19 protein-coding genes are annotated in these 18,818 nt (G+C 49.5%); 6 read left to right on the top strand and 13 right to left on the bottom strand.

What is annotated here, in order from left to right:
- Positions 1 to 103: 103 nt before the first annotated feature.
- From GYMC10_RS05530 to GYMC10_RS05515, 4 genes are all read right to left on the bottom strand, one after another.
- Positions 104 to 646 (bottom strand): histidine phosphatase family protein, encoded by a 543-nt coding sequence (locus GYMC10_RS05530; RefSeq protein WP_012819243.1) that lies wholly within the window; start codon positions 644 to 646, stop codon positions 104 to 106.
- A 15-nt stretch (positions 647 to 661) separates the two neighbouring features.
- A complete protein-coding gene (locus GYMC10_RS05525; RefSeq protein WP_036662132.1) occupies positions 662 to 1,108 on the bottom strand; it encodes an NUDIX hydrolase in 447 nt (148 codons plus the stop codon).
- 44 nt (positions 1,109 to 1,152) lie between these two features.
- A complete protein-coding gene (locus tag GYMC10_RS05520) occupies positions 1,153 to 1,584 on the bottom strand; it encodes an NUDIX hydrolase (protein WP_012819241.1) in 432 nt (143 codons plus the stop codon).
- Positions 1,585 to 1,838: 254 nt separating this feature from the next.
- Complete coding sequence (locus GYMC10_RS05515; protein WP_009593165.1) at positions 1,839 to 2,084, bottom strand: PepSY domain-containing protein; 246 nt, start codon at positions 2,082 to 2,084, stop codon at positions 1,839 to 1,841.
- 211 nt (positions 2,085 to 2,295) lie between these two features.
- Here GYMC10_RS05515 and GYMC10_RS05510 point away from each other — a divergent pair, with 211 nt between their 5' ends.
- Positions 2,296 to 3,027: a class I SAM-dependent methyltransferase gene (locus GYMC10_RS05510; protein ID WP_012819240.1), complete on the top strand. Its 732-nt coding sequence runs from the start codon at positions 2,296 to 2,298 to the stop codon at positions 3,025 to 3,027.
- 183 nt (positions 3,028 to 3,210) lie between these two features.
- Here GYMC10_RS05510 and GYMC10_RS05505 read toward each other — a convergent pair whose 3' ends face one another.
- The 5 genes from GYMC10_RS05505 to GYMC10_RS05485 form a co-directional block, all read right to left on the bottom strand.
- Complete coding sequence (locus tag GYMC10_RS05505; protein WP_012819239.1) at positions 3,211 to 4,731, bottom strand: DEAD/DEAH box helicase; 1,521 nt, start codon at positions 4,729 to 4,731, stop codon at positions 3,211 to 3,213.
- Positions 4,732 to 4,831: 100 nt separating this feature from the next.
- Entirely contained in the window at positions 4,832 to 5,707 is an 876-nt protein-coding gene (locus tag GYMC10_RS05500; protein WP_012819238.1) for a radical SAM/SPASM domain-containing protein, read from the bottom strand.
- Between the two features lie 258 nt (positions 5,708 to 5,965).
- Entirely contained in the window at positions 5,966 to 7,468 is a 1,503-nt protein-coding gene (locus tag GYMC10_RS05495; RefSeq protein ID WP_012819237.1) for a M56 family metallopeptidase, read from the bottom strand.
- Between the two features lie 9 nt (positions 7,469 to 7,477).
- Positions 7,478 to 7,852 carry a BlaI/MecI/CopY family transcriptional regulator gene (locus tag GYMC10_RS05490; RefSeq protein ID WP_012819236.1) on the bottom strand — a complete coding sequence of 125 codons (375 nt, stop codon included), beginning with the start codon at positions 7,850 to 7,852 and terminating at the stop codon, positions 7,478 to 7,480.
- A gap of 262 nt (positions 7,853 to 8,114) precedes the next feature.
- On the bottom strand, positions 8,115 to 8,342 hold the full coding sequence (locus tag GYMC10_RS05485) for a glycine zipper domain-containing protein (protein WP_012819235.1): 228 nt from the start codon (positions 8,340 to 8,342) through the stop codon (positions 8,115 to 8,117).
- A gap of 248 nt (positions 8,343 to 8,590) precedes the next feature.
- Between GYMC10_RS05485 and GYMC10_RS05480 the strand changes: the two genes are divergently transcribed.
- From GYMC10_RS05480 to GYMC10_RS05460, 5 genes are all read left to right on the top strand, one after another.
- A complete protein-coding gene (locus tag GYMC10_RS05480; protein WP_012819234.1) occupies positions 8,591 to 9,613 on the top strand; it encodes an ABC transporter substrate-binding protein in 1,023 nt (340 codons plus the stop codon).
- A gap of 22 nt (positions 9,614 to 9,635) precedes the next feature.
- Entirely contained in the window at positions 9,636 to 10,745 is a 1,110-nt protein-coding gene (locus GYMC10_RS05475; RefSeq protein WP_012819233.1) for an ABC transporter ATP-binding protein, read from the top strand.
- Positions 10,742 to 12,397 (top strand): ABC transporter permease, encoded by a 1,656-nt coding sequence (locus tag GYMC10_RS05470; protein ID WP_009592251.1) that lies wholly within the window; start codon positions 10,742 to 10,744, stop codon positions 12,395 to 12,397. Before GYMC10_RS05475 ends, GYMC10_RS05470 begins: the two co-directional genes overlap by 4 nt.
- Positions 12,398 to 12,538: 141 nt before the next feature.
- Positions 12,539 to 14,239 carry a sensor histidine kinase gene (locus GYMC10_RS05465; protein WP_012819232.1) on the top strand — a complete coding sequence of 567 codons (1,701 nt, stop codon included), beginning with the start codon at positions 12,539 to 12,541 and terminating at the stop codon, positions 14,237 to 14,239.
- Positions 14,232 to 15,020 carry a response regulator gene (locus GYMC10_RS05460; protein WP_012819231.1) on the top strand — a complete coding sequence of 263 codons (789 nt, stop codon included), beginning with the start codon at positions 14,232 to 14,234 and terminating at the stop codon, positions 15,018 to 15,020. Before GYMC10_RS05465 ends, GYMC10_RS05460 begins: the two co-directional genes overlap by 8 nt.
- Before the next feature lie 91 nt (positions 15,021 to 15,111).
- On the opposite strand, the gene GYMC10_RS05455 is transcribed toward GYMC10_RS05460, so the two are convergent.
- The 4 genes from GYMC10_RS05455 to GYMC10_RS31780 all read right to left on the bottom strand — a co-directional run bounded on the left by GYMC10_RS05455 (position 15,112) and on the right by GYMC10_RS31780 (position 18,661).
- Complete coding sequence (locus tag GYMC10_RS05455) at positions 15,112 to 15,672, bottom strand: hypothetical protein (protein WP_012819230.1); 561 nt, start codon at positions 15,670 to 15,672, stop codon at positions 15,112 to 15,114.
- 37 nt (positions 15,673 to 15,709) lie between these two features.
- Positions 15,710 to 16,567 carry a methyltransferase domain-containing protein gene (locus GYMC10_RS05450; RefSeq protein WP_012819229.1) on the bottom strand — a complete coding sequence of 286 codons (858 nt, stop codon included), beginning with the start codon at positions 16,565 to 16,567 and terminating at the stop codon, positions 15,710 to 15,712.
- Between the two features lie 642 nt (positions 16,568 to 17,209).
- Positions 17,210 to 17,617, bottom strand: coding sequence for a contact-dependent growth inhibition system immunity protein (locus GYMC10_RS05445; RefSeq protein ID WP_012819228.1), 408 nt, complete (start codon positions 17,615 to 17,617; stop codon positions 17,210 to 17,212).
- Positions 17,618 to 18,661 carry a WXG100 family type VII secretion target gene (locus GYMC10_RS31780; protein WP_012819227.1) on the bottom strand — a complete coding sequence of 348 codons (1,044 nt, stop codon included), beginning with the start codon at positions 18,659 to 18,661 and terminating at the stop codon, positions 17,618 to 17,620.
- Between the last annotated feature and the right edge of the window lie 157 nt (positions 18,662 to 18,818).

The following is an 18,818-nucleotide window of genomic DNA, read 5'->3' as shown; positions in this document are numbered from 1 at the left end:
ACAAGCCGGATATCCGTGCAACTCCATTATAGGGGACGGGCCACCGCCAAATATAGGGAATAAATGCTTATGAAGTCTTTTTTACATACGCCTTCTTTCGTGGCTATGAATTCCATATCCGCTGGATTTCCGGTACATCTGAACGGAAGCTGAGCTCATATACGTCTGGATTGGAGAAAGCCTCCCACTCGTTGAAGCCGATCCGGTCATCGTAATGCTTCAGCAGAAGCGAAATCAGATTGCCATGGGATACGATAACGGCATCCCGGCTTGAACTCTGCAGAACCTCATGGACTACGCTTACCGCACGATGCATGGCTGTACGGCTTGATTCTCCGCCTTCAAAGCACAAGTCCAGATCCTCATAGGTTCTGCGCAGCATCTCCCGCCATCCAGGTGCATTTCCCCCCGACAGTATTCGCTCGGTCAACCTCTCATCCAGCATAACGGCCACGCCCATGCGATCAGCCAAGGGTGTAATGGTGTCGTGAGCCCTGCGATAAGAACTTGAAACAATACGGTCAATCCCTTTGTCGTGCAGAAATTCAGCAAGTTCAAGCGATTGCTGAAGCCCCTGCTCGGTTAACGGAGCATCCGCCGCTTGTCCCTCCGCTTGGCAATGGCGTACGATGTATATCTTTTTCATAGGATCGGCACCTCCCTATAATCCAATATTGCGTTTGAGCCCTTGATAGCTTCCTGACTCCGGAAATCCGCGCTGAACGATCGTCATAAACTTCTCGGTAAACCCGTGGTTTGCTAAATCTGCGATCGGGACCATGACCACATCGCCGATAGGATTGAGATCGAACTCATTCGTCGGGAGGCGGATTTCCCCCTCCAAGCGTTCCAGCAAAAACGTAATATGCAAGAGGGATGGCGATGAATCCGGCTTATCGCATAAATACAGAAGCTTCGTCACTTTTGTAACAAGCCCGGTCTCCTCTTCCATTTCCCGAATCATGGCTTCCTCCAGTGTTTCCCCTTGCTCTACCCTTCCTCCCGGAAGCGACCAGCCGCGTTCCGATGAAACGCTCTGTTTGACCAGCAGAATCCGTTCGTCTTCGATCAAAATTCCGGTGACTCGAACCTGCAATAGGCTGCTCATACCCTAACCCCGTTTCTTAGGATTTTGCTTTTCGAAAACCATGCTTATTTGAACCTCCTTCGCGCCTCCTCCGCCCGCCGCACGCTCTCCATCGTCCACGGCGGTGTCTGGGGATGATCCCTAATTTCCGACAGCGTCATCCACTGCACCGAATCGACCTCGTCCGGGCTTTTGCAATACGGCGTTCCTCCATTATACTCGCACAAGAACACCATATTGATGACGGGACGGCCATCGCCCGTTACAAACGAAGAGCTGTAGACATATGTAACGTTTTCCTTCACCTCAACCCCGACTTCTTCGTAAAGCTCCCGCTTCACCGTGCGCTCCAGAATATCCAGCGTGCTGCCTTCCTTGTCGACCTTGCCTCCCACGAACGAAAGCGTTCCGCCGGCGTTCTCTTCCTTCAAGCTGCGTGTTATCATCAGCCACTGCCCGTCCTTATGCACGGCACCTTCCACATTGACGATGTACATGAGCTTTCTCCCCTCCATAAACCTCTTCTATCTTGCTTTATATGATCATACCACTGACTCTCACCTTACAGGAGACCTTAAAATAGGTTCCAGCATTGAATCTATAAGGAGGAATAATACCATGCCTAGCTCTATCCGCTGTCCGGACGTGGCGGAGCCACCGAAACTAAAAGCACGCTCCAGTTAAAAAACCGAGCGAAACGATGTGCTTCTCCTCGTCTCGCCCGGTTGCTTTGTTCTTCAGCCTGAAGACCTTAATCCTCGTCGTCTTCTTCCTCCACCTTCAAGATCCTTCCCGATTTCGCGAGGACCTCCACTTCGAACAGCCTGTTGTCGGAAGTCATAATAAAAATTTCGTAGACCAGCACGCCATGCTCCAGCTCCATATCGACATGAACGATTTGGCCCGGCACGCGGGCCAGCGCAATTTCTTGGGCCTGCTGCATGGAAATTCTCTGCCTGGTTACCCGCCCCGGTACGTGATAGTAATTGCCGTACATCGGAAATATCCCCTTTCAAATAAAAAAGTCGGCTCATGTACCATATGAAGGGGTCCCAGGGTTGGTGCGATTCAACCTTGGCCGCCGTTTCATGTTTGCATCATCATGGATTTCCTGAGATAAGATTTTTTTGCCTTATTGATTCATCTCATATCTTCGTTATGGTACAGTACATCAAGATGAATTAGGCTGTTATCCGAAGGAGGCGTCTATGAGCTATCACGGATCCGATTTTTACGACAACGACAAGAATTTCGAGAAATACATGGAACGGCGGCAGTGGCATGAGAATGCCAACGATACGTTAGAGAAGCCCGTCATCTGGCAGCTGCTGGGAGATATCGCGGGCCTTCATGTATTGGACCTGGGATGCGGGGATGCCGGCTTCGGCGTGGAACTGCTTCAACAAGGGTGTGCCTCCTATACCGGAATCGAGGGCTCCCGCAATATGGTGGAAGCTGCTTCAAGCAGCCTGGCCGATTACAAGGACGCAACCGTTCAACTCATGAGGATGGAGGACTATGCGTATCCGCGCGACACCTATGAGGTGGTGCTCTCCAGGCTCGCCCTTCATTATCTGCAGGATATCGGGAGTATCTTTCGAAGCGTTCACCAGACCTTGAAGCCAGGTGGTAGGTTCATCTTCTCCGTCGAGCATCCCGTCATTACCTCCACGCTGCAGCCATCCGGCACCAGAACGAATTGGGTGGTGGACAACTACTTCATCCAAGGCTACCGGGAGCAGCAATGGCTCGGCGGCACCGTTCATAAGTACCATAGAACCGTCGAGGATTACTTCCGGGCAATGCAGGAAGCCGGCTTTATCGTGGAGCACTTGAGGGAGTCCCATCCTGTGCGAGCGTATTTTGTCAACGAGGAAACCTATGAGCGCAGGCGCAGAATTCCGTTGTTTCTGTTTCTTGCGGGGAGAAAGAGCGAGTAGCTCACTAGCGGCATCAAGAAAAAAAAAGCACCCTTCCACTTCACAAGTGGAAAAGGGTGCTTTTTATGTTTAATGGGTTCGTCGGAAACGGCTGCATAATTCATGCGCATGGTGCGTGGTTTAGGGCATGCATGAATGGCTGTTGGCCATGATAAGAAGTCATCCCCCAATCGCCGCTTCCACTTATGAAGGTCTGCCGGCTCTGCTTCCCTTGTTGAATCCGCCGGACTTGCGTTTCCGGGCCTGGCCGTTGTTAGGTTTCGAAGCTGCTTCCGAACTCAGCTTGCGTGCCATCTCTGAATATGGATTCGTGACGGCTTCCGTCATGGGCTTACGCGCCGAGTTCGTCTTGGATTGGCGGGCGGCGTCCGTCTTCGGCTTAATTCCCGCGTCTTGTCTTGATTGGCGGGGTGCACCCGTCTTCGGGTTACGTGCCGCGTCGGCCTTTGGTTTGCGGGCCGTATCCGCCTTCGGTTTAGCAGGTCTCGATGCAGCTGACCTGCCTTTGCCGGGCTTGGACGAGCCGGATTTTGGCGTCGGGTCCACCTTGGCGGCTCTTAACGCCCCGGACATCGGAAAGGCATGGTCCTTCACTTCCGGAATGGACTTTCCGATTAGCTTCTCGATATCCCGAAGAAAAGGAACCTCGTCCACTTCGCAAAACGATATCGCCGTCCCGCTCAGTCCCGCGCGCCCCGTGCGCCCAATCCGGTGCACATACGTTTCCGGAATGTTCGGGAGGTTGAAGTTAATGACATGCGACAGCTCGTCGATGTCGATTCCCCGCGCGGCAATATCCGTTGCCACCAGGACGCGGGTCGCCCCGCTTTTGAAATTGTTGAGCGCCGTCTGGCGGCTGGTTTGCGATTTGTCGCCGTGAATGGCCTGAGCCGTAATATTCACCTTGTTCAGCCCGCGCGCAACCCGGTCAGCTCCCCGCTTCGTACGGGTAAAGACCAATGCCGACACGATGGAAGGGTCCTTCATCAGCTCATTCAATTGCTGCTGCTTATTCCCGGTTTCCAGCAGGTACACCGATTGCTCGATCCGTTCGGCCGTAGAGGAGACCGGCGTGATCTCGACTTTTACGGGATTGTGCAGCAAGGTTTGGACAAGCTGGGTGATTTCCGCAGGCATCGTGGCCGAGAAGAACAGCGTTTGTTTTTTGCTCGGCATTTTGGCGATGATTCGCTTCACGTCATGGATGAAGCCCATATCCAGCATCCGGTCGGCCTCATCCAGCACCAAAATCTCCACATGCTGCAAATCGACGTGCTTCTGATTCATGAGGTCCAGCAGCCTGCCTGGGGTCGCAATCAGGATGTCCGCTCCTTGCTGAAGCGCTCGCTCCTGCGTCTTCTGCGAAACGCCGCCAACAATGGCCGTCGAACGCAGCTTGGTGAACTGGCTGTAAGCTTTGACGTTATCCGAAATTTGCAGGGCAAGCTCCCGGGTCGGCGACAACACCAATGCGCGAATGCGGCGCCCCATGCCCGGTTTAGGGGGTTGCTGATTCAACAGCTGGATCATCGGCACCGAAAAAGCGGCGGTCTTCCCCGTTCCGGTCTGGGCGCAGCCCAGCAAATCTCTGCCGGCCAGCACAGCCGGGATCGCCTGAGCCTGTATAGGCGTCGGCGCTTTGTAATTCTCCTTGGCCAAAGCCTTGAGAATGACAGGGGATATATTTAAATTTTCAAATGTCATGGGATCTCCTTTATGGTGAATATCTATATTTACGTCATAACATATAACGATACCACAGATCGGCATAAAAAAAGAAGCGGAATTTTCCTCCGCCTCCGTATTAAGCCCCAAACCGCTGCCGATATCCGCATTTTCTGCATAATTCCTCAACCGCTTCCCGGCGCGAAAATCCGTCCACGAGGTTGTTCGCCCGCTCCCCATCCACGATGTCCGAGAAGGGCTTCTGATGCAGGTTACCCAAGTTGATGACCCCTTCCCCGTCCAGACAGCAAGGCACGACCGTCCCATCTACAAGAATGGCCGCCTGACTGCGCAGCGCGTGGCAGAAGCCTTTGCCGTCATCCTCCGGGGCCGACAAGCTCGGCCACTGGAACTCATAATCCTGGTTCAGGTAGACGCGTTCGGCTACCCTTACGCCACCGCCGGGTTCAACCTTTTCCTCGATGCGGTAGTCCAAATTGAATTCCTGCTCCAAAATTTCAAGCGTCTGGCGGTTTCGGCTCTTCTCCAGGTTCGTTTGGTTGTCCTGCGTCAAATTCCACAAACGGAAGGAGAAGATGACCTTATGCTCCTCCGCATCCCGCACAAAAGAGAGGATGTCCCGCAAATATCCTTCACGGTCCGTGGAGCCGACATGTCCGTCAAAGCTGTGGAGCGAGAAGTTCATCTGTCTCAACGCCGGCTTGCCTAGCAGCTTATGCCGGTTCTTCGCGATCAACGTGCCGTTGGTCGTGATGTTGACCTTGAACCCCTTCTCATGGCTGATATCCAGCAGCTCGTCGATCTTCGGATGAAGCAGCGGCTCTCCCTTCACATGCAGATAAATGTAACTCGTGTGCGGCTTGATCTCATCCAATCTTCTCGCAAAGTCCTCCACTTTAATGAAGTTGGCCTTGCGCTCCGTCGGCGGACAGAACGTGCAGGCCAAATTACAAATGCTCGTGATTTCTATGTAAACTTTCTTAAACTGCTTCAAGATGTTATCCCCAATCCCATGTCTATGATCGTATGACGATTTGCCAGCTTGCTCGCTTGCCAATCCTTCACATCGTACCATAGGCTGGCATTTACAGCTACAGCTATAAATGCGATCTGAGGCCATTCCATATAAAGCGAAAGAAGAGGGAGAACCCTCTTCTTTCGTTTTTGCTCTAATTAACGTTCATCGTTTATGTTTGAATGCATCACTTATCAGCATCAATCACACTCAGCAAGTTCTTCAAGCGTCGTGATCTTATCGTAATGGAAGTAGTCGGGGGGTCTCCTTTGGATGAGACTTATAACCCTGATCGACAGGACGAGCTTCTGCTAGAGGAGCTACAACTGGGTTTCCTTCACTCTCAACGACCATCTCCGAAGGGGCAGCTTCCGTTGGAGGAGCTATAACATTGCTTCCTTCATTCTTAACTTCAGCCACAGGACGAGCTTCTGTTGGATAATCCACAACATCGCTTCCTTCTTTCTCAACTACAGCTGCAGGACGAGCCTCTGTTGGATAATCCACGACATTGCTTCCTTCAGCGACAGCAACAAGACGAGCTTCTTCTGGATAAGCTACAACCTCGTTTTCTTCATTCTCAGCGGCAGCTTCAGGTTGAGCTTCTTTGGGATAATCTACAACATGGTTTCCTTTATTCTCAACTACGACTTTAGAAGGTACCGCTCTAGGGGCCGCTTCTGTTGGTTGAGCTTCTGCATGACCAGCCTCTTTTTCAATGACTTTAGGCGTATTGCTAGAAGCCCATGCCGCTGCTGATGTGCTAATTACAGCAACCAAAAACACCGCTGTTAACGTGAGATACATTGTTTTCTTTTTTTGTTTCTTTACATTCAGCATCATCATTAATCTCCTTTTCAATTGTTTGCCGTCACCGGATAAGGAGGCAATAAATTGCACGGGTAAATTCCTTGACCCTGCCATGACGCTTAAAATCGTCTCCCCATAGCGTTTCCGCTCGGCATAGGACATCTCTTTTACGACTTCTTCATCGCAAGACAACTCGCTCCATACATGAAGGTCCTTGCGAAGAATATGCACCAAAGGGTTAAACCAATGCAGGGCGCTTGCTCCGAGCGTGAACGCTTTGACCCATAAATCTTTCCGTTTCAGATGGATCAACTCATGACGGATTACCATGTCCATGTTAACGGTATTCTCTATAGGGAAATAAATGGTTGGTTTCCACAGGCCGACAAGTACAGGGCTCCGAATGATGGAGCTGTGGGCAAGCCCGACGCTGCTTTTCACACCAAGAGCTTCCTTGATGAAGGAAAGCTGTTTCGCTGCTTCGCTGCTTATCGGAACGGTGACACGCGAATGTTCTAGTTTCTTTAAAAATCTGCGATAACAATACATCTGCCATGCAGCAAAAGCTATAGCGCCGATTGCCCATAAGACAATAAGGGGCAGGGCTACGTTTACTGAAATGGTCTTTGCCGGAATAAGCGGCTCCAAACCAGTCCCTGAATATGGACCGGGCATCGCATGTTGCACAGTCGAAGGCAACTCGTTCACAATGGGAACGGTTGCTGTTGCACTAAATGTAAAAAGCGGTGAGATCCACCGAATACCAAGGACGACGGGTAAAAGATAAAAGACTACTGCCATTTTGCCAATTCCATAGCGCCACTTTGTGGGAAAGGTATTGACGAATACGATCCTCAGTACAAGAATGCAGGCTACAACAGCACTTCCAGCAACGGTAAGGGTTAACAGCAATTCAAGAATAGTATTCATAAGCACCCCCTACTTTTGCGAGAACCATTGCTTCAGCTCTGCAATATCTTCATCTGAAAGCTTTTCGCCGTCATACAAAGCCGAAATTAGGTTTTTAACCGAGCCTTGATATAATCCGTCCAAGACGTGCTGCGCTTCCATCAGCTTATAATCTTCAGGCGAAATGCGCGGCGTATATTTATTGGTCCGTCCATCCCTCGCAGCCGTAAGTGCCCCTTTGTCCACCAAACGCGACAGGAAGGTGGACATGGTCTGTGCCTTCCATTCTCTTCCTCTCTGGGCGAACAGTGCGAGCAATTCGGTGGATGTGACAGGCGGCGTACACTCCCAAATCACCTCCATAAGCTCCATTTCAGTATCCGATAATTTTTGAACCTGGTTCACGGTGAACACCTCTTTACGTCGTTATGCGTCCATAACGAACTAATTACTACACGATGTAGTAACTATAACCTACTACATCACGTAGTGGTATGTCAAGCGAAGGGAAATGAAGTTTACTGCTGCATAGAACTTATATGTAAAATGAAAGAACCGCGCAGGAGCGCGGTTCTTTGCCCAACCATACAGCTACAAATAATTAAGGGCACACCGGATTCACCAGGCCCCCTTATTTTTACTCGTGCAGATGGTAGTTTAACGCCGTTTATTTTGAATCGTTGTCGTCATTTTCTGCAGCCTCGCCAGCTTTGTTACCCAATGCTGCGCCTGCGATACCACCGGCAATCGTGCCGATCGGACCCAGTATGGAACCTACAGCAGCACCTACGACGCCGCCGCCCGCGGTTCCGATAGCTTCTCCAGCGTCAACGCCCATGTTGGTCGTGTCGCGGTCAGCATCAGCCTTATGATTACGATCGTTTTTATTAGCCATCCATCTCACTCCTTCGAAATTTGTGACAGGAACATCTCCATCTTGCCGGACGTTGTTCCAAACCATATCTTGCCCTAACGGATCTAAAAGAATTCTTTAGAATATGCCGGTTCGGATTCCTTTCTAATCGAAAATAGGTTGCGAATTTTAGACGATGTTTGCGGATTATGGGATTATGTAAACGGTACCAAGCTTGCTACAATGAACATGCAATTACGAAACGAACATTTGCTCAAGGGGGATTATTCATGAAAAAGCTGTCGATTTTACTGTTAACCTGCGTGCTCATTATAGGGGCGCTGAGCGGTTGTGCAAGCAGCGAGTCCGATTCGGGTTCGTCGAATAAGCTCGTGATCTACAGTCCAAACAGCGAGGAGATCATCAAAACCATCATTCCGATGTTCGAGAAGCAGACCGGGATCACGGTTGAGCTTGTAACGGCTGGCACCGGAGAAATTATTAAGCGCTTACAGTCCGAGAAGCAGAACCCATACGCTGACGTGATGTTCGGCGGTTCCATGGCCGGCTTCCGCGAAAACGAAGCTTTATACGAGCCTTACGTATCGCCTGAAGACAAGAATTTAATGGAAGGACACCGCAATACGTCGGGCTTCGCTACCCCTTATATCTCGGATGGCAGCGTGCTGCTCGTGAACAAAAACCTGATCGGCGATATCAAAATCGAAGGTTATGCGGATTTGCTGAACCCGCAGCTTAAAGGGAAAATTGCTTCCGCCGACCCGGCAAGCTCCAGCTCCGCTTTCGCACAGTTAACGAACATGCTGAAAGCCATGGGCGGCGATTATGAGAGTGAGCAGGGCTGGAATTACGTCGGTCAACTGATCGAGAACCTGGACGGCAAAATCGCCAGCGGTTCCGGCGCCGTTCACAAAAGCGTGGCGGACGGAGAATACGTAGTCGGCCTTACTTACGAAGACCCTTCCAGCACCTATGTAAAGAACGGCGCACCGGTAGAAATCGTGTATCCGAAAGAAGGCGCCGTATTCCTGGATGCGGGATCCGCCATCATCAAAGATGCGCCGCATATGGACAACGCCAAGAAATTCATCGACTTCATCCTGTCCCAAGAAGCGCAGGATGCGTTCGGCACGCAATTAACGAACCGCCCGCTTCGCCAGGATACCAAGCTTGGCGACCACATGAAGCCTTATGAAGAGATCCACATGATCGATGAAGACACGGACTATGTCAGCGCGCATAAATCCGAGATCGTTGAGCGTTATGTCGATTTGTTCACTAGCGTTAAATAAACTATAGAATCAGGTGACAACCATGAGCGTAACCATAACCATTCAAGACTTAATCAAAAAATACGGCGACACAACCGTCATTCCCGAGCTGTCCCTGGAGATCAAGAAGGGTGAATTTTTCACCCTTCTCGGGCCCTCCGGGTGCGGCAAGACGACACTGCTGCGCATGATTGCCGGCTTCAACAGCATTGAAGGCGGAACCATACATTTTAACGAGCGCGTCATTAACCAGGTGGAACCGGGCAAGCGGAATATCGGGATGGTTTTTCAGAGCTATGCGATCTTCCCTCACCTAACCGTCAAAGGAAACATCGCGTTCGGGCTGGAGAATCGGAAATTATCGAAGGCAGAGATTAACGCCAAGGTCGATGACATCCTTAAGGTCGTTCAGATCGAGCCCTATAAAGACCGCATGCCGAAGAACCTGTCCGGCGGCCAGCAGCAGCGCGTTGCGCTAGCCAGAGCCATCGTCATCCGGCCGGACGTCCTGCTGATGGATGAGCCTCTGTCCAATCTCGATGCCAAGCTTCGGGTCGACATGCGTAACGCGATTAAAGACATTCAGCGGGAAGTCGGAATTACCACCGTCTACGTCACGCATGATCAGGAGGAAGCCATGGCGGTTTCCGACCGCATCGCGGTCATGAAATCCGGGGTGATTCAGCATCTGGGAACGCCGCAGGAGATTTACCAGCGTCCTGCAAACGTATTCGTTGCAACCTTTATCGGTCGGACCAACATTCTTGATGGCAATATAACGAAATCCGGAGGCAGCTATGCCCTGCAATTCGGCTCCGGCTATTCGGAAGAGATGACGAACATCGAGGTGCCGAAGTTAGATGCCAAGGCTGATACGCTAAACGTTCAAATCTCGGTTCGGCCGGAAGAGTTCATACTGACCGAGGACCAGACCGGCATGAAAGCAACGATCGTACACAGCGTATTTTTGGGGCAGAACACCCATTATTTTGTGGATTTGGCATCCGGTCAACGCGTGGAGATCACGCAGGAATCGAAAACGTCACAGATCCTCGAGCCGGGTCAAGACATCTATCTCAAGGTGAAAAAAGATAAAATTAATGTCTATGATGCATCCGGCGAACTGAACTATACAAGGGGCGCCCGGCTATGAGAGAGACTCGCAAACGATTTGATGTCTGGACCAACATTTCGTTACTGATCTTTGTGTTCTATATTCTGTTTCTGGCCCTGCCATTGTTTACGATGCTGTTCAAGAGTGTGTACAATGGCACGACAGGCGATTTTTCCCTTGCCTATTTCACGAAGTTTTTCAGTAAGCCCTACTATTTGAATGCCCTGTTCAACAGCGTTAAGGTGACCGTCAGCGTAACCTTGCTTGCGGCCATTATTGCAACGCCACTAGCCTACATCATGGCGACGGTGAAGATAAAGGGCAGCTCGGCCATTCGCGTACTGATTCTGATCTCGTCGATGTCGGCTCCGTTCATTGGCGCTTACTCCTGGATCCTGCTGCTCGGAAGAAGCGGCGTCATTACGAAATTCGTCAGCAGCACATTCGGCATCACGATGCCGGATATCTATGGATTTACGGGGATCTTAGTCGTCTTGACCTTGCAGATGGTCCCTCTGATTTTCATGTATGTATCAGGCGCACTTAAGAATATGGACCAATCGCTGATGGAAGCTGCCGAGAGCATGGGCTATACAGGCTTAGCCAAAATGCGCAAAGTGCTCCTTCCGCTCATTACGCCTACCTTGCTGGCAGGCGGACTGCTCGTCTTCATGCGCGCGCTTGCCGATTTTGGTACGCCGATGCTGATCGGCGAGGGATATAAGACCGTGCCCGTGCTGATCTTTAACGAGTTCATCAGTGAGGTCGGCGGCGATGACGGCTTTGCGGCGGCGATTAGCGTCATTGTCGTTCTGTTCGCCACCACGATATTCCTGCTGCAAAAATTCGTAGCCAATCGCAAATCCTTTACGATGAGCGCACTGCATCCGATCGAAGCCAAGAAGAAGAAGGGCATCGGCAATATCGCGGCTCATGCGGTTATCTATCTGTATACGTTAATCGCGCTGCTGCCGCAGCTCTATGTCATCTATACTTCGTTCCTGAAATCCAACGGCAGAATTTTCGTGGAAGGGTTCTCGCTCCAAAGCTACCGTGATGCCTTCAGTAATATTGGCGGCGTCATTCTGAACACGTTCTTCCTGGCTATCGTGTCGCTGGTCGTCATCATTCTGTTAGCGATACTGATTGCTTACGTAACCGTTCGAAGAAAGAATGCATTGACGAATACGCTGGATATCTTCACCATGTTCCCGTATATCGTTCCCGGCTCCATACTGGGGATCGCCCTATTGATCACGTTCAACAATAAACCGCTGGCGTTAAGCGGGACGGCCGTCATTATGATCATTTCGTTTGTCATCCGGCGCCTGCCCTATACGATACGATCCAGCGCAGCCATCCTGCATCAGATTAACGACGGGATCGAAGAAGCGGCGATCAGCCTGGGCGCTTCCCAGATGAAGACGTTCTTCAGGATTACGCTTCCGATGATGCTGGCAGGCGTCGTCTCCGGCGCGATCCTGAGCTGGATTACCATCATTACCGAATTAAGCACTTCGATCATTCTGTATACAGGCAAAACCAAGACCGTCACGGTCGCCATCTATACCGAGGTCATTCGCGGAAACTACGGCGTGGCGGCAGCACTCTCCACGATTCTTACCGTCATTACGGTCGTGTCGCTGCTCGTCTTCCTGAAGCTATCCGGACAAAAGGAAGTTTCCATGTAAATGTAATGTCATCATATCGTAGACCTACATCCAAGCCGGCGCCTGCAGCATGAAGGGCCGCTTGGTTGTATTTGGATTATCTGCGGTTAACCGCGAGTCGGTATAATAGGATCGAGGTTCTTATCGCAGATGGAGGGCAGCATGAAACCAACACCTTATCGTAATTTCAAGGAATCCACCCGTCATTTGTTTCGCGTCTATGCGATGATCCCCTTCTCCATCTTAATCGTATTGTTCTTGGCGTTCACGATTATGAACGGCCGTTTGAACTTAACCCAAAAAACGACCGAAGCCGCCCAGTCCATCAGCCAGTCCATATCCGGCGTATATCGGCAGTATGAGGAGGAGATTCAGCGGATGGCCGAATCTCCCACCGTGATCAACTATGTAAGCTCCCATCTGGGCAGCGAACAAGTATATTCCGAGTTCTATGATTTCAACAACCGGCAGAAGATCAAGAGTATTTTTCACATCGTCAATACGGATGGCGTCTTTCTGGCCAGTTCCGCCCCTGCGGATGCGCTGTATTCCAATTTTGCCTTCGGCAACCTCATTCACCGGATTGAACAGCGGCCCGGCGACACGCTAACCGAAATGAACAGCTTCCGCTATTCGCATGACCGCGATACGAGCTACACGTTCGGCAAAGCCATCGTGAAGGACCAGCAGACGATAGGCTATATCATCTATCAGCTGTACGAATCGGACATCCAGAAGGTGATTTTCGAGCAAAATAATGAAATCGCCCTGATCACCGATGAACACAACACCATTATTGCCACGACAAGCAATGTGACCAAAGGCGTGCTCAACAAATTCAACCCCAAGGTCGATAACAAGGGACATGTTCTGCTGAACGGGGGCAAGTACTACAAATATTCCAAACGAATTCCTGGCACGCCGATTCAAGTCATTACGCTGAATTCCTACAAATCGGAGCAGTACACCTATTATACGGTTTCTTTCTTTGTCCTTGCGGCCAGCCTGCTGCTCTGGGTCTTGATCCAGTTCCTGGCGAACAAAATGTCGGCGCGCAATTCCGAATCGATCGATAAACTCATACACGCTTTGGCCCAGCTGCGCGAAGGGAACTTCAACGGCTATGTCGACATTCAGACGAATGACGAGTTTCAAATACTCGGCAATGAGTACAACGTGATGCTGGATCGGCTGAAGGAATTGATCGAGAAAAATAAAGAGCTGTCGGAGCTCCGCACGATTATCGAGGTGAAGCAGCTGCAATCGCAGTTCCATCCGCATTTTATTTTTAATGTGCTCGAAACGCTGCGCTATGCCATTAAGATTGACGCGAATCAAGCCCAGGAGATCGTGCTGATTCTATCCCGTTTGCTTCGTTACAGCATCGGACATGACCGCAGCGTCCAGTTGAAGAATGACATGAATTATGTCCAGGATTACCTGAAGCTGCAGCAAATCCGGTTCAATGACCGGCTGGACTATCGGATTACCGTAGCCGAGGAAACGCTGGATGTATACGTCCCCAAGCTTCTGCTGCAGCCGATTATCGAAAACGCTATCAAATATGGGTATGAGAATCAAAGTGATGTGCTGATCGAGATTAACATCCACACCTCCGCCGGCAAGCTCATTCTCGAGGTTCGCGACAACGGGCAAGGCATGAGTAAAGAGAGACTGCAGGAAGTGAATCGGATCTTGCAAAGCCAGACAAACACGACGCAGCATATCGGGCTGTACAACGTTCATCGCCGTTTAGTGCTTCTATATGGCGAAGCGTCCGGCATCCATATTGACAGCAACCAAGGAAAAGGCACCTGTGTCGTCCTTACGATTCCTTACGAATGGAGTGAATATCATGTTTAAAGTACTGCTGGTCGAAGATGAGGATATGATCCGCCGCGGCATCCGGTTCAGCATCGATTGGGTTCAATACGATTGCATCGTCATTGAAGAAGGACTGAACGGACAGGACGGCTACGAGAAGATCTGCGAGCTGAAGCCGGATATCGTCATAACCGACATCACCATGCCGATCATGGACGGCATCTCGATGATTCGGGAAGGACTGCGCCAGCATACCTTCAGCAGCATCATTATCTCCGGTTATAATGAATTCCACCTGGCGCAGCAGGCACTTCAGCTAGGCGTCACCGAATTCCTGGTGAAGCCCTTAGAGGATGATCAGCTGGTAGCGGCACTCGAATCAGCCAAAGCCAAAGTGGATTTAATCCGCAAATATGAAGTAATTTCGAATCATCCGCAGGAAAAAGAAGAGATTTTGAACAGCAAATTTCTGGAGAAGGAAACCAAAACCTCGAAATACGTGTCCAAAATGATCGCCTATGTTCAGGAGAACTATGCCAAGAAGATCAGCATTCATGACCTCGTGGAAGAGCTCGGCTTAAGCGCCTATTACCTGAACCAGAAATTCAAGGCAGAGACAAGCTATACCTTCAATGAATTTCTTAACCGTTACCGTATCCAGAAATCGATCGAGTTACTGAAGTCAGGCGACAACAAGGTCTATACCATCGCGCAGGATATCGGATTCAGTGATTACAAGTATTTTATCAGCATCTTCAAGAAGTACGCCCACGTCACGCCGAGCCAGTATCAGGAATATTTCGAGGAGAAGAATGGATAGAACGGGGAATCTAGTTACTAGAGGTACTCTATCGTACTTATATTTGCACACACACCCCTGCTAGGCATGAGCAGGGGTGTAGAATCTTTATCTATGATTCCTGTCGTTCATACAGCCGGTACATGGATAGCTCACTACTCATCGCCACCGCTTGCGCAAAGGCTTCCCTCACGTCCCGTCCTTGCTGAACGATCTCATAGAACAGCCGGAGAACGAACATCAGCGCATCGTTGCCGTCCGGATAGTCATCCGGCCCGATATACATCCTGCAGCCCCGATCCAGGAAAGCGTCGGCCAGGGCTGGATCCCCCAGCGAGCAGCCGTTCGCGATGACCGTCTTCCCGTCCAGCCTCGCATATCGCATAATCTCGCTTGGCCCGAAGCCGTCCCTCGGCTCATCCTCATCGTATACCTCTTCGCCAAGCTCCGGCATGATCATGCTGCCCTCATCCCCGTGAAAGTTCAACAACATCATATCGGTGCCTTCATATAGATCATCGCCTGACAAGACGGAGATCAGATCATTCGGCCTCCCGATCCAGTATGTAAAGACGCGCACCCCGAAATACTCCAGAGCCGCCCTTACGGCTTGGCTCTCCATATCGCAATCCGGTCCGACGACCAGAGCGACCTGCATAACCGGCTTACTCACTACTAAATCCCTCCTGACAATGACTTCGATAAGGAGCTCATACTTTTCTCCATATCATCCACCATTGTTTATCATACGAATCGACTTCGATCTCTTCCAGACCTAGATTCGCTTCGCTGATCCAACTTCTAGCCAGTTGTATATAGTCGTTGTGAAATTCGGAGGAATAACCCATTTCATCATATCCGGCATAGGTAATGTTATCGAATATCATGTATCCTCCGCTTTTTAACTGCTTACAGCTTGTGTCCATGATTTGGATAAACGCCTGATACGCTGCATCTTTTAGCGTACCTTTGCGGTGATAATCCATCACAGCTTGCAGCATTAGAGGTTCGATCGTCCACCAATCTTGATTTACTGTATCCATGCCCTCACGTTCAGCAATAATGGTCTGGATGATATCGTTAATAGCGTGATGATAAGCGACAACGTCAAAAGAGGACTCCGGATAATATAAACCGATATTGGCGGCATCGTCCTCAACCACCCGTATGCTGACGTCCATTCCTTTTGTTTTCTCCCGAAAATGTTGTGTCAGCTCCCTGTTGAGATTGGCCGTCACGTAGGACCCCGCTTCATGGGAATAGGCGTCTACAGCCTTGGGAATGTAAATGACATCGCCTGCACCGACTTCCAAAAGACTTAAAGCACGGGGCACATTCAGCTCCGTGAAGAGATTCTGCCAGGATGCTGAATAATACAGTTGAAGATATTCGAATACTCTCTCCTTGGATATATCTATTGGTACTGCTAATATGTCTTTCAATTTGTTTTCCAATTGGACTGCGTTCATCTGTTCCAATTCCGAAATCATGTCCTGCGAAAAGTCACGTTGTAGGATATCGTTAAACACGCCGGCACTCGTTTTCTCTGCTAGCGTCTGCATATTCATCAGCGTATCCCTCTCTTCTTATGGTTTCTAGAGTATATTCGAATATATGATGTTTTTTCCTCTTTTTATCGGCACAAACGCAGTTCTTAATTGGCATCGACAGCAAGCATAAAACTTCTCATGTTTTGCATCGGTTACTCTTCGAGGACCAGGCACAGCTCTATCAGCTGCCTAATAAAGGATAGTCCACGCAAAAAGACGTGATGGGAAGGATCGCCGTGCGGTCATTTCCATGTCACGTCTTTTTTGGGGGAGACCTGTTCATTCTCAAATAAGCGCTCAACTATTTCCTTTACCCCTGATAACTCGAGGCAACTTCCGAGATAAAATAGAACCAAATATGTATCTTGTCTCCTTTTTTCAGGGCTTCAATCTAGTTACCTTACAATCTTTTTCAACTTCAAGAAAGTCTACCAAAACAAAAAAATGAACGATACAGGGAGCAGTCTTGGATTTTCACTTGGTAAAAATGTTGCCTGTGTTGTCATCCATTTCGGGATTATCACGACGATTACCAAATTGATCAGATTAAAATAAAGAATGTGTTATCATTTTTACTAACTTACAAAAAAAAAGCTTATTCCTAACTCATCGTCAAGTTGGAATAAGCTTTTTGAACTTTCACGTATTTCTCAAGTTTTATTACAGATTAATCTTATTCAAAAAATTGGTTAACAACTCATTGAACTCTATCTGATCCTCTTCACTACTCCAATCTAAATTAGAAAGATTGTTATTAATCTTCTGTAGAAGAAGTTTAAGCTGGGACAAATCTTTAAAGTCATCTAAATCGACAGCACTAAGTAACTCCAGCAATTGACCATCATAAAATACGCCAGCAATCGGATCCTCCGATAAGATTTCCATCGCTTTTTTTATGCCAAGGTCAATAAATACATTCTGAGTTAACATCCTCGATACATCTTCCAAATCAATCTCGTCCGCTGTTTTATTAATTAGTCTAGCATACCATGTATCCAATGCATACTCAGGTTCAGCATTCTGATTGTTTTGATTCAATGAATAAATCTCTTTAATGGTTTGACTCATTTATTTCAATCCTCCAAACGGTTCAAATAAATCCTCAATTTTTCTCAGATTTAAGTTTGCTTTGTTTAAAGCATCTTGCAGTGTTTTTCTAGTGGAGTCTGATAAATTCGGGTTTTGTAAAGACCCTTCAAGCCCGCGTTTTATTTTACTAAGACCCTTATAAGAATCTTGCATTTCCTGAAGATGGTTCCAATACCCTCCGTCTCTTTTGGGAACAGGATTCCCTTGCAAATCTCTTAAGGTTCCCGAAAAGTCCATTTCAGTAAGATGCTTATCAACTATGTTATCTAAAGTTTCAAGGTTTCTATTTTGAGCCCTTGATAGCTCTTCCACAATAGGAGCCTTCGGTGTCCCCTCAACCTTCCCCCCATCCCCACCCGAATCATGCTTCAGGTGCGGGTGGGTCTTCACGCCGATCCGGCGGGTGGCCAAGCCAGCCAGGATCATGGCAGCCTGCTGCCCCATATAATTGGACGCGCCGCCCGAATCCTCGATGTCTGAGGCAAATTTCTCCCGGGTATCGGCATCAAAAATCATTTTGCCTCCCCAAACCGCCGTGTCGATGATCTCTTCCGCCGTCCCGATAGTTGCATTATAGGCCATGTCCTTGGCAGTGCCAAGCGGGTCTTCCACCAAGGATGTAGCCGTATCCTTTACCGAATTTGCCACGGATTTCGCCCCGGTCTGCAGCCCCTGCCAGAAGTCCCCCGCATGGTCCCAGAACGTTTTGGGCTCGTTCGCAGCGCCCGCTGCCGATGCCGCAATCATGATATCTTCACGCATATCCGCTGAGATGAACCGGAAAGCAATGGCCTTCAATTCCTGGCCGATGATCCGTAAATGCTCAATCGTTTTATTCATTTCGCCATGAGCACGCTGAAAATCTTCGAAAAACCTCGAACGTGTCGTTCCTTCCCACGAAGACATCATATACGTAATCTGCTGGTCCAGCCGATTCTTGGTCGTTTCCAGTTCTTCCGCTGCCCTGGCTGCTTCCTCCGATACCCGAATCAGTACCTCGGGCGGGACAAGTATTCTAGGCATTTGCATCCTCTCCAACGTTTCATTGGACCTTATTGTATCTATCTTCTAGGATATGGAAAAGGTTCCAGAGTCCTTCATATTGAAGGCATGGGAGTATGCCAGTTGGATGGAGCCAAGCCTTCATGCTCTCATATGGTACAGAAGCCCCAGTATATGC

The organism is Paenibacillus sp. Y412MC10 (assembly GCF_000024685.1).
Classification (GTDB): domain Bacteria; phylum Bacillota; class Bacilli; order Paenibacillales; family Paenibacillaceae; genus Paenibacillus_AQ; species Paenibacillus_AQ lautus_A.
This window is presented reverse-complemented; position numbering and strand designations above follow the sequence as displayed.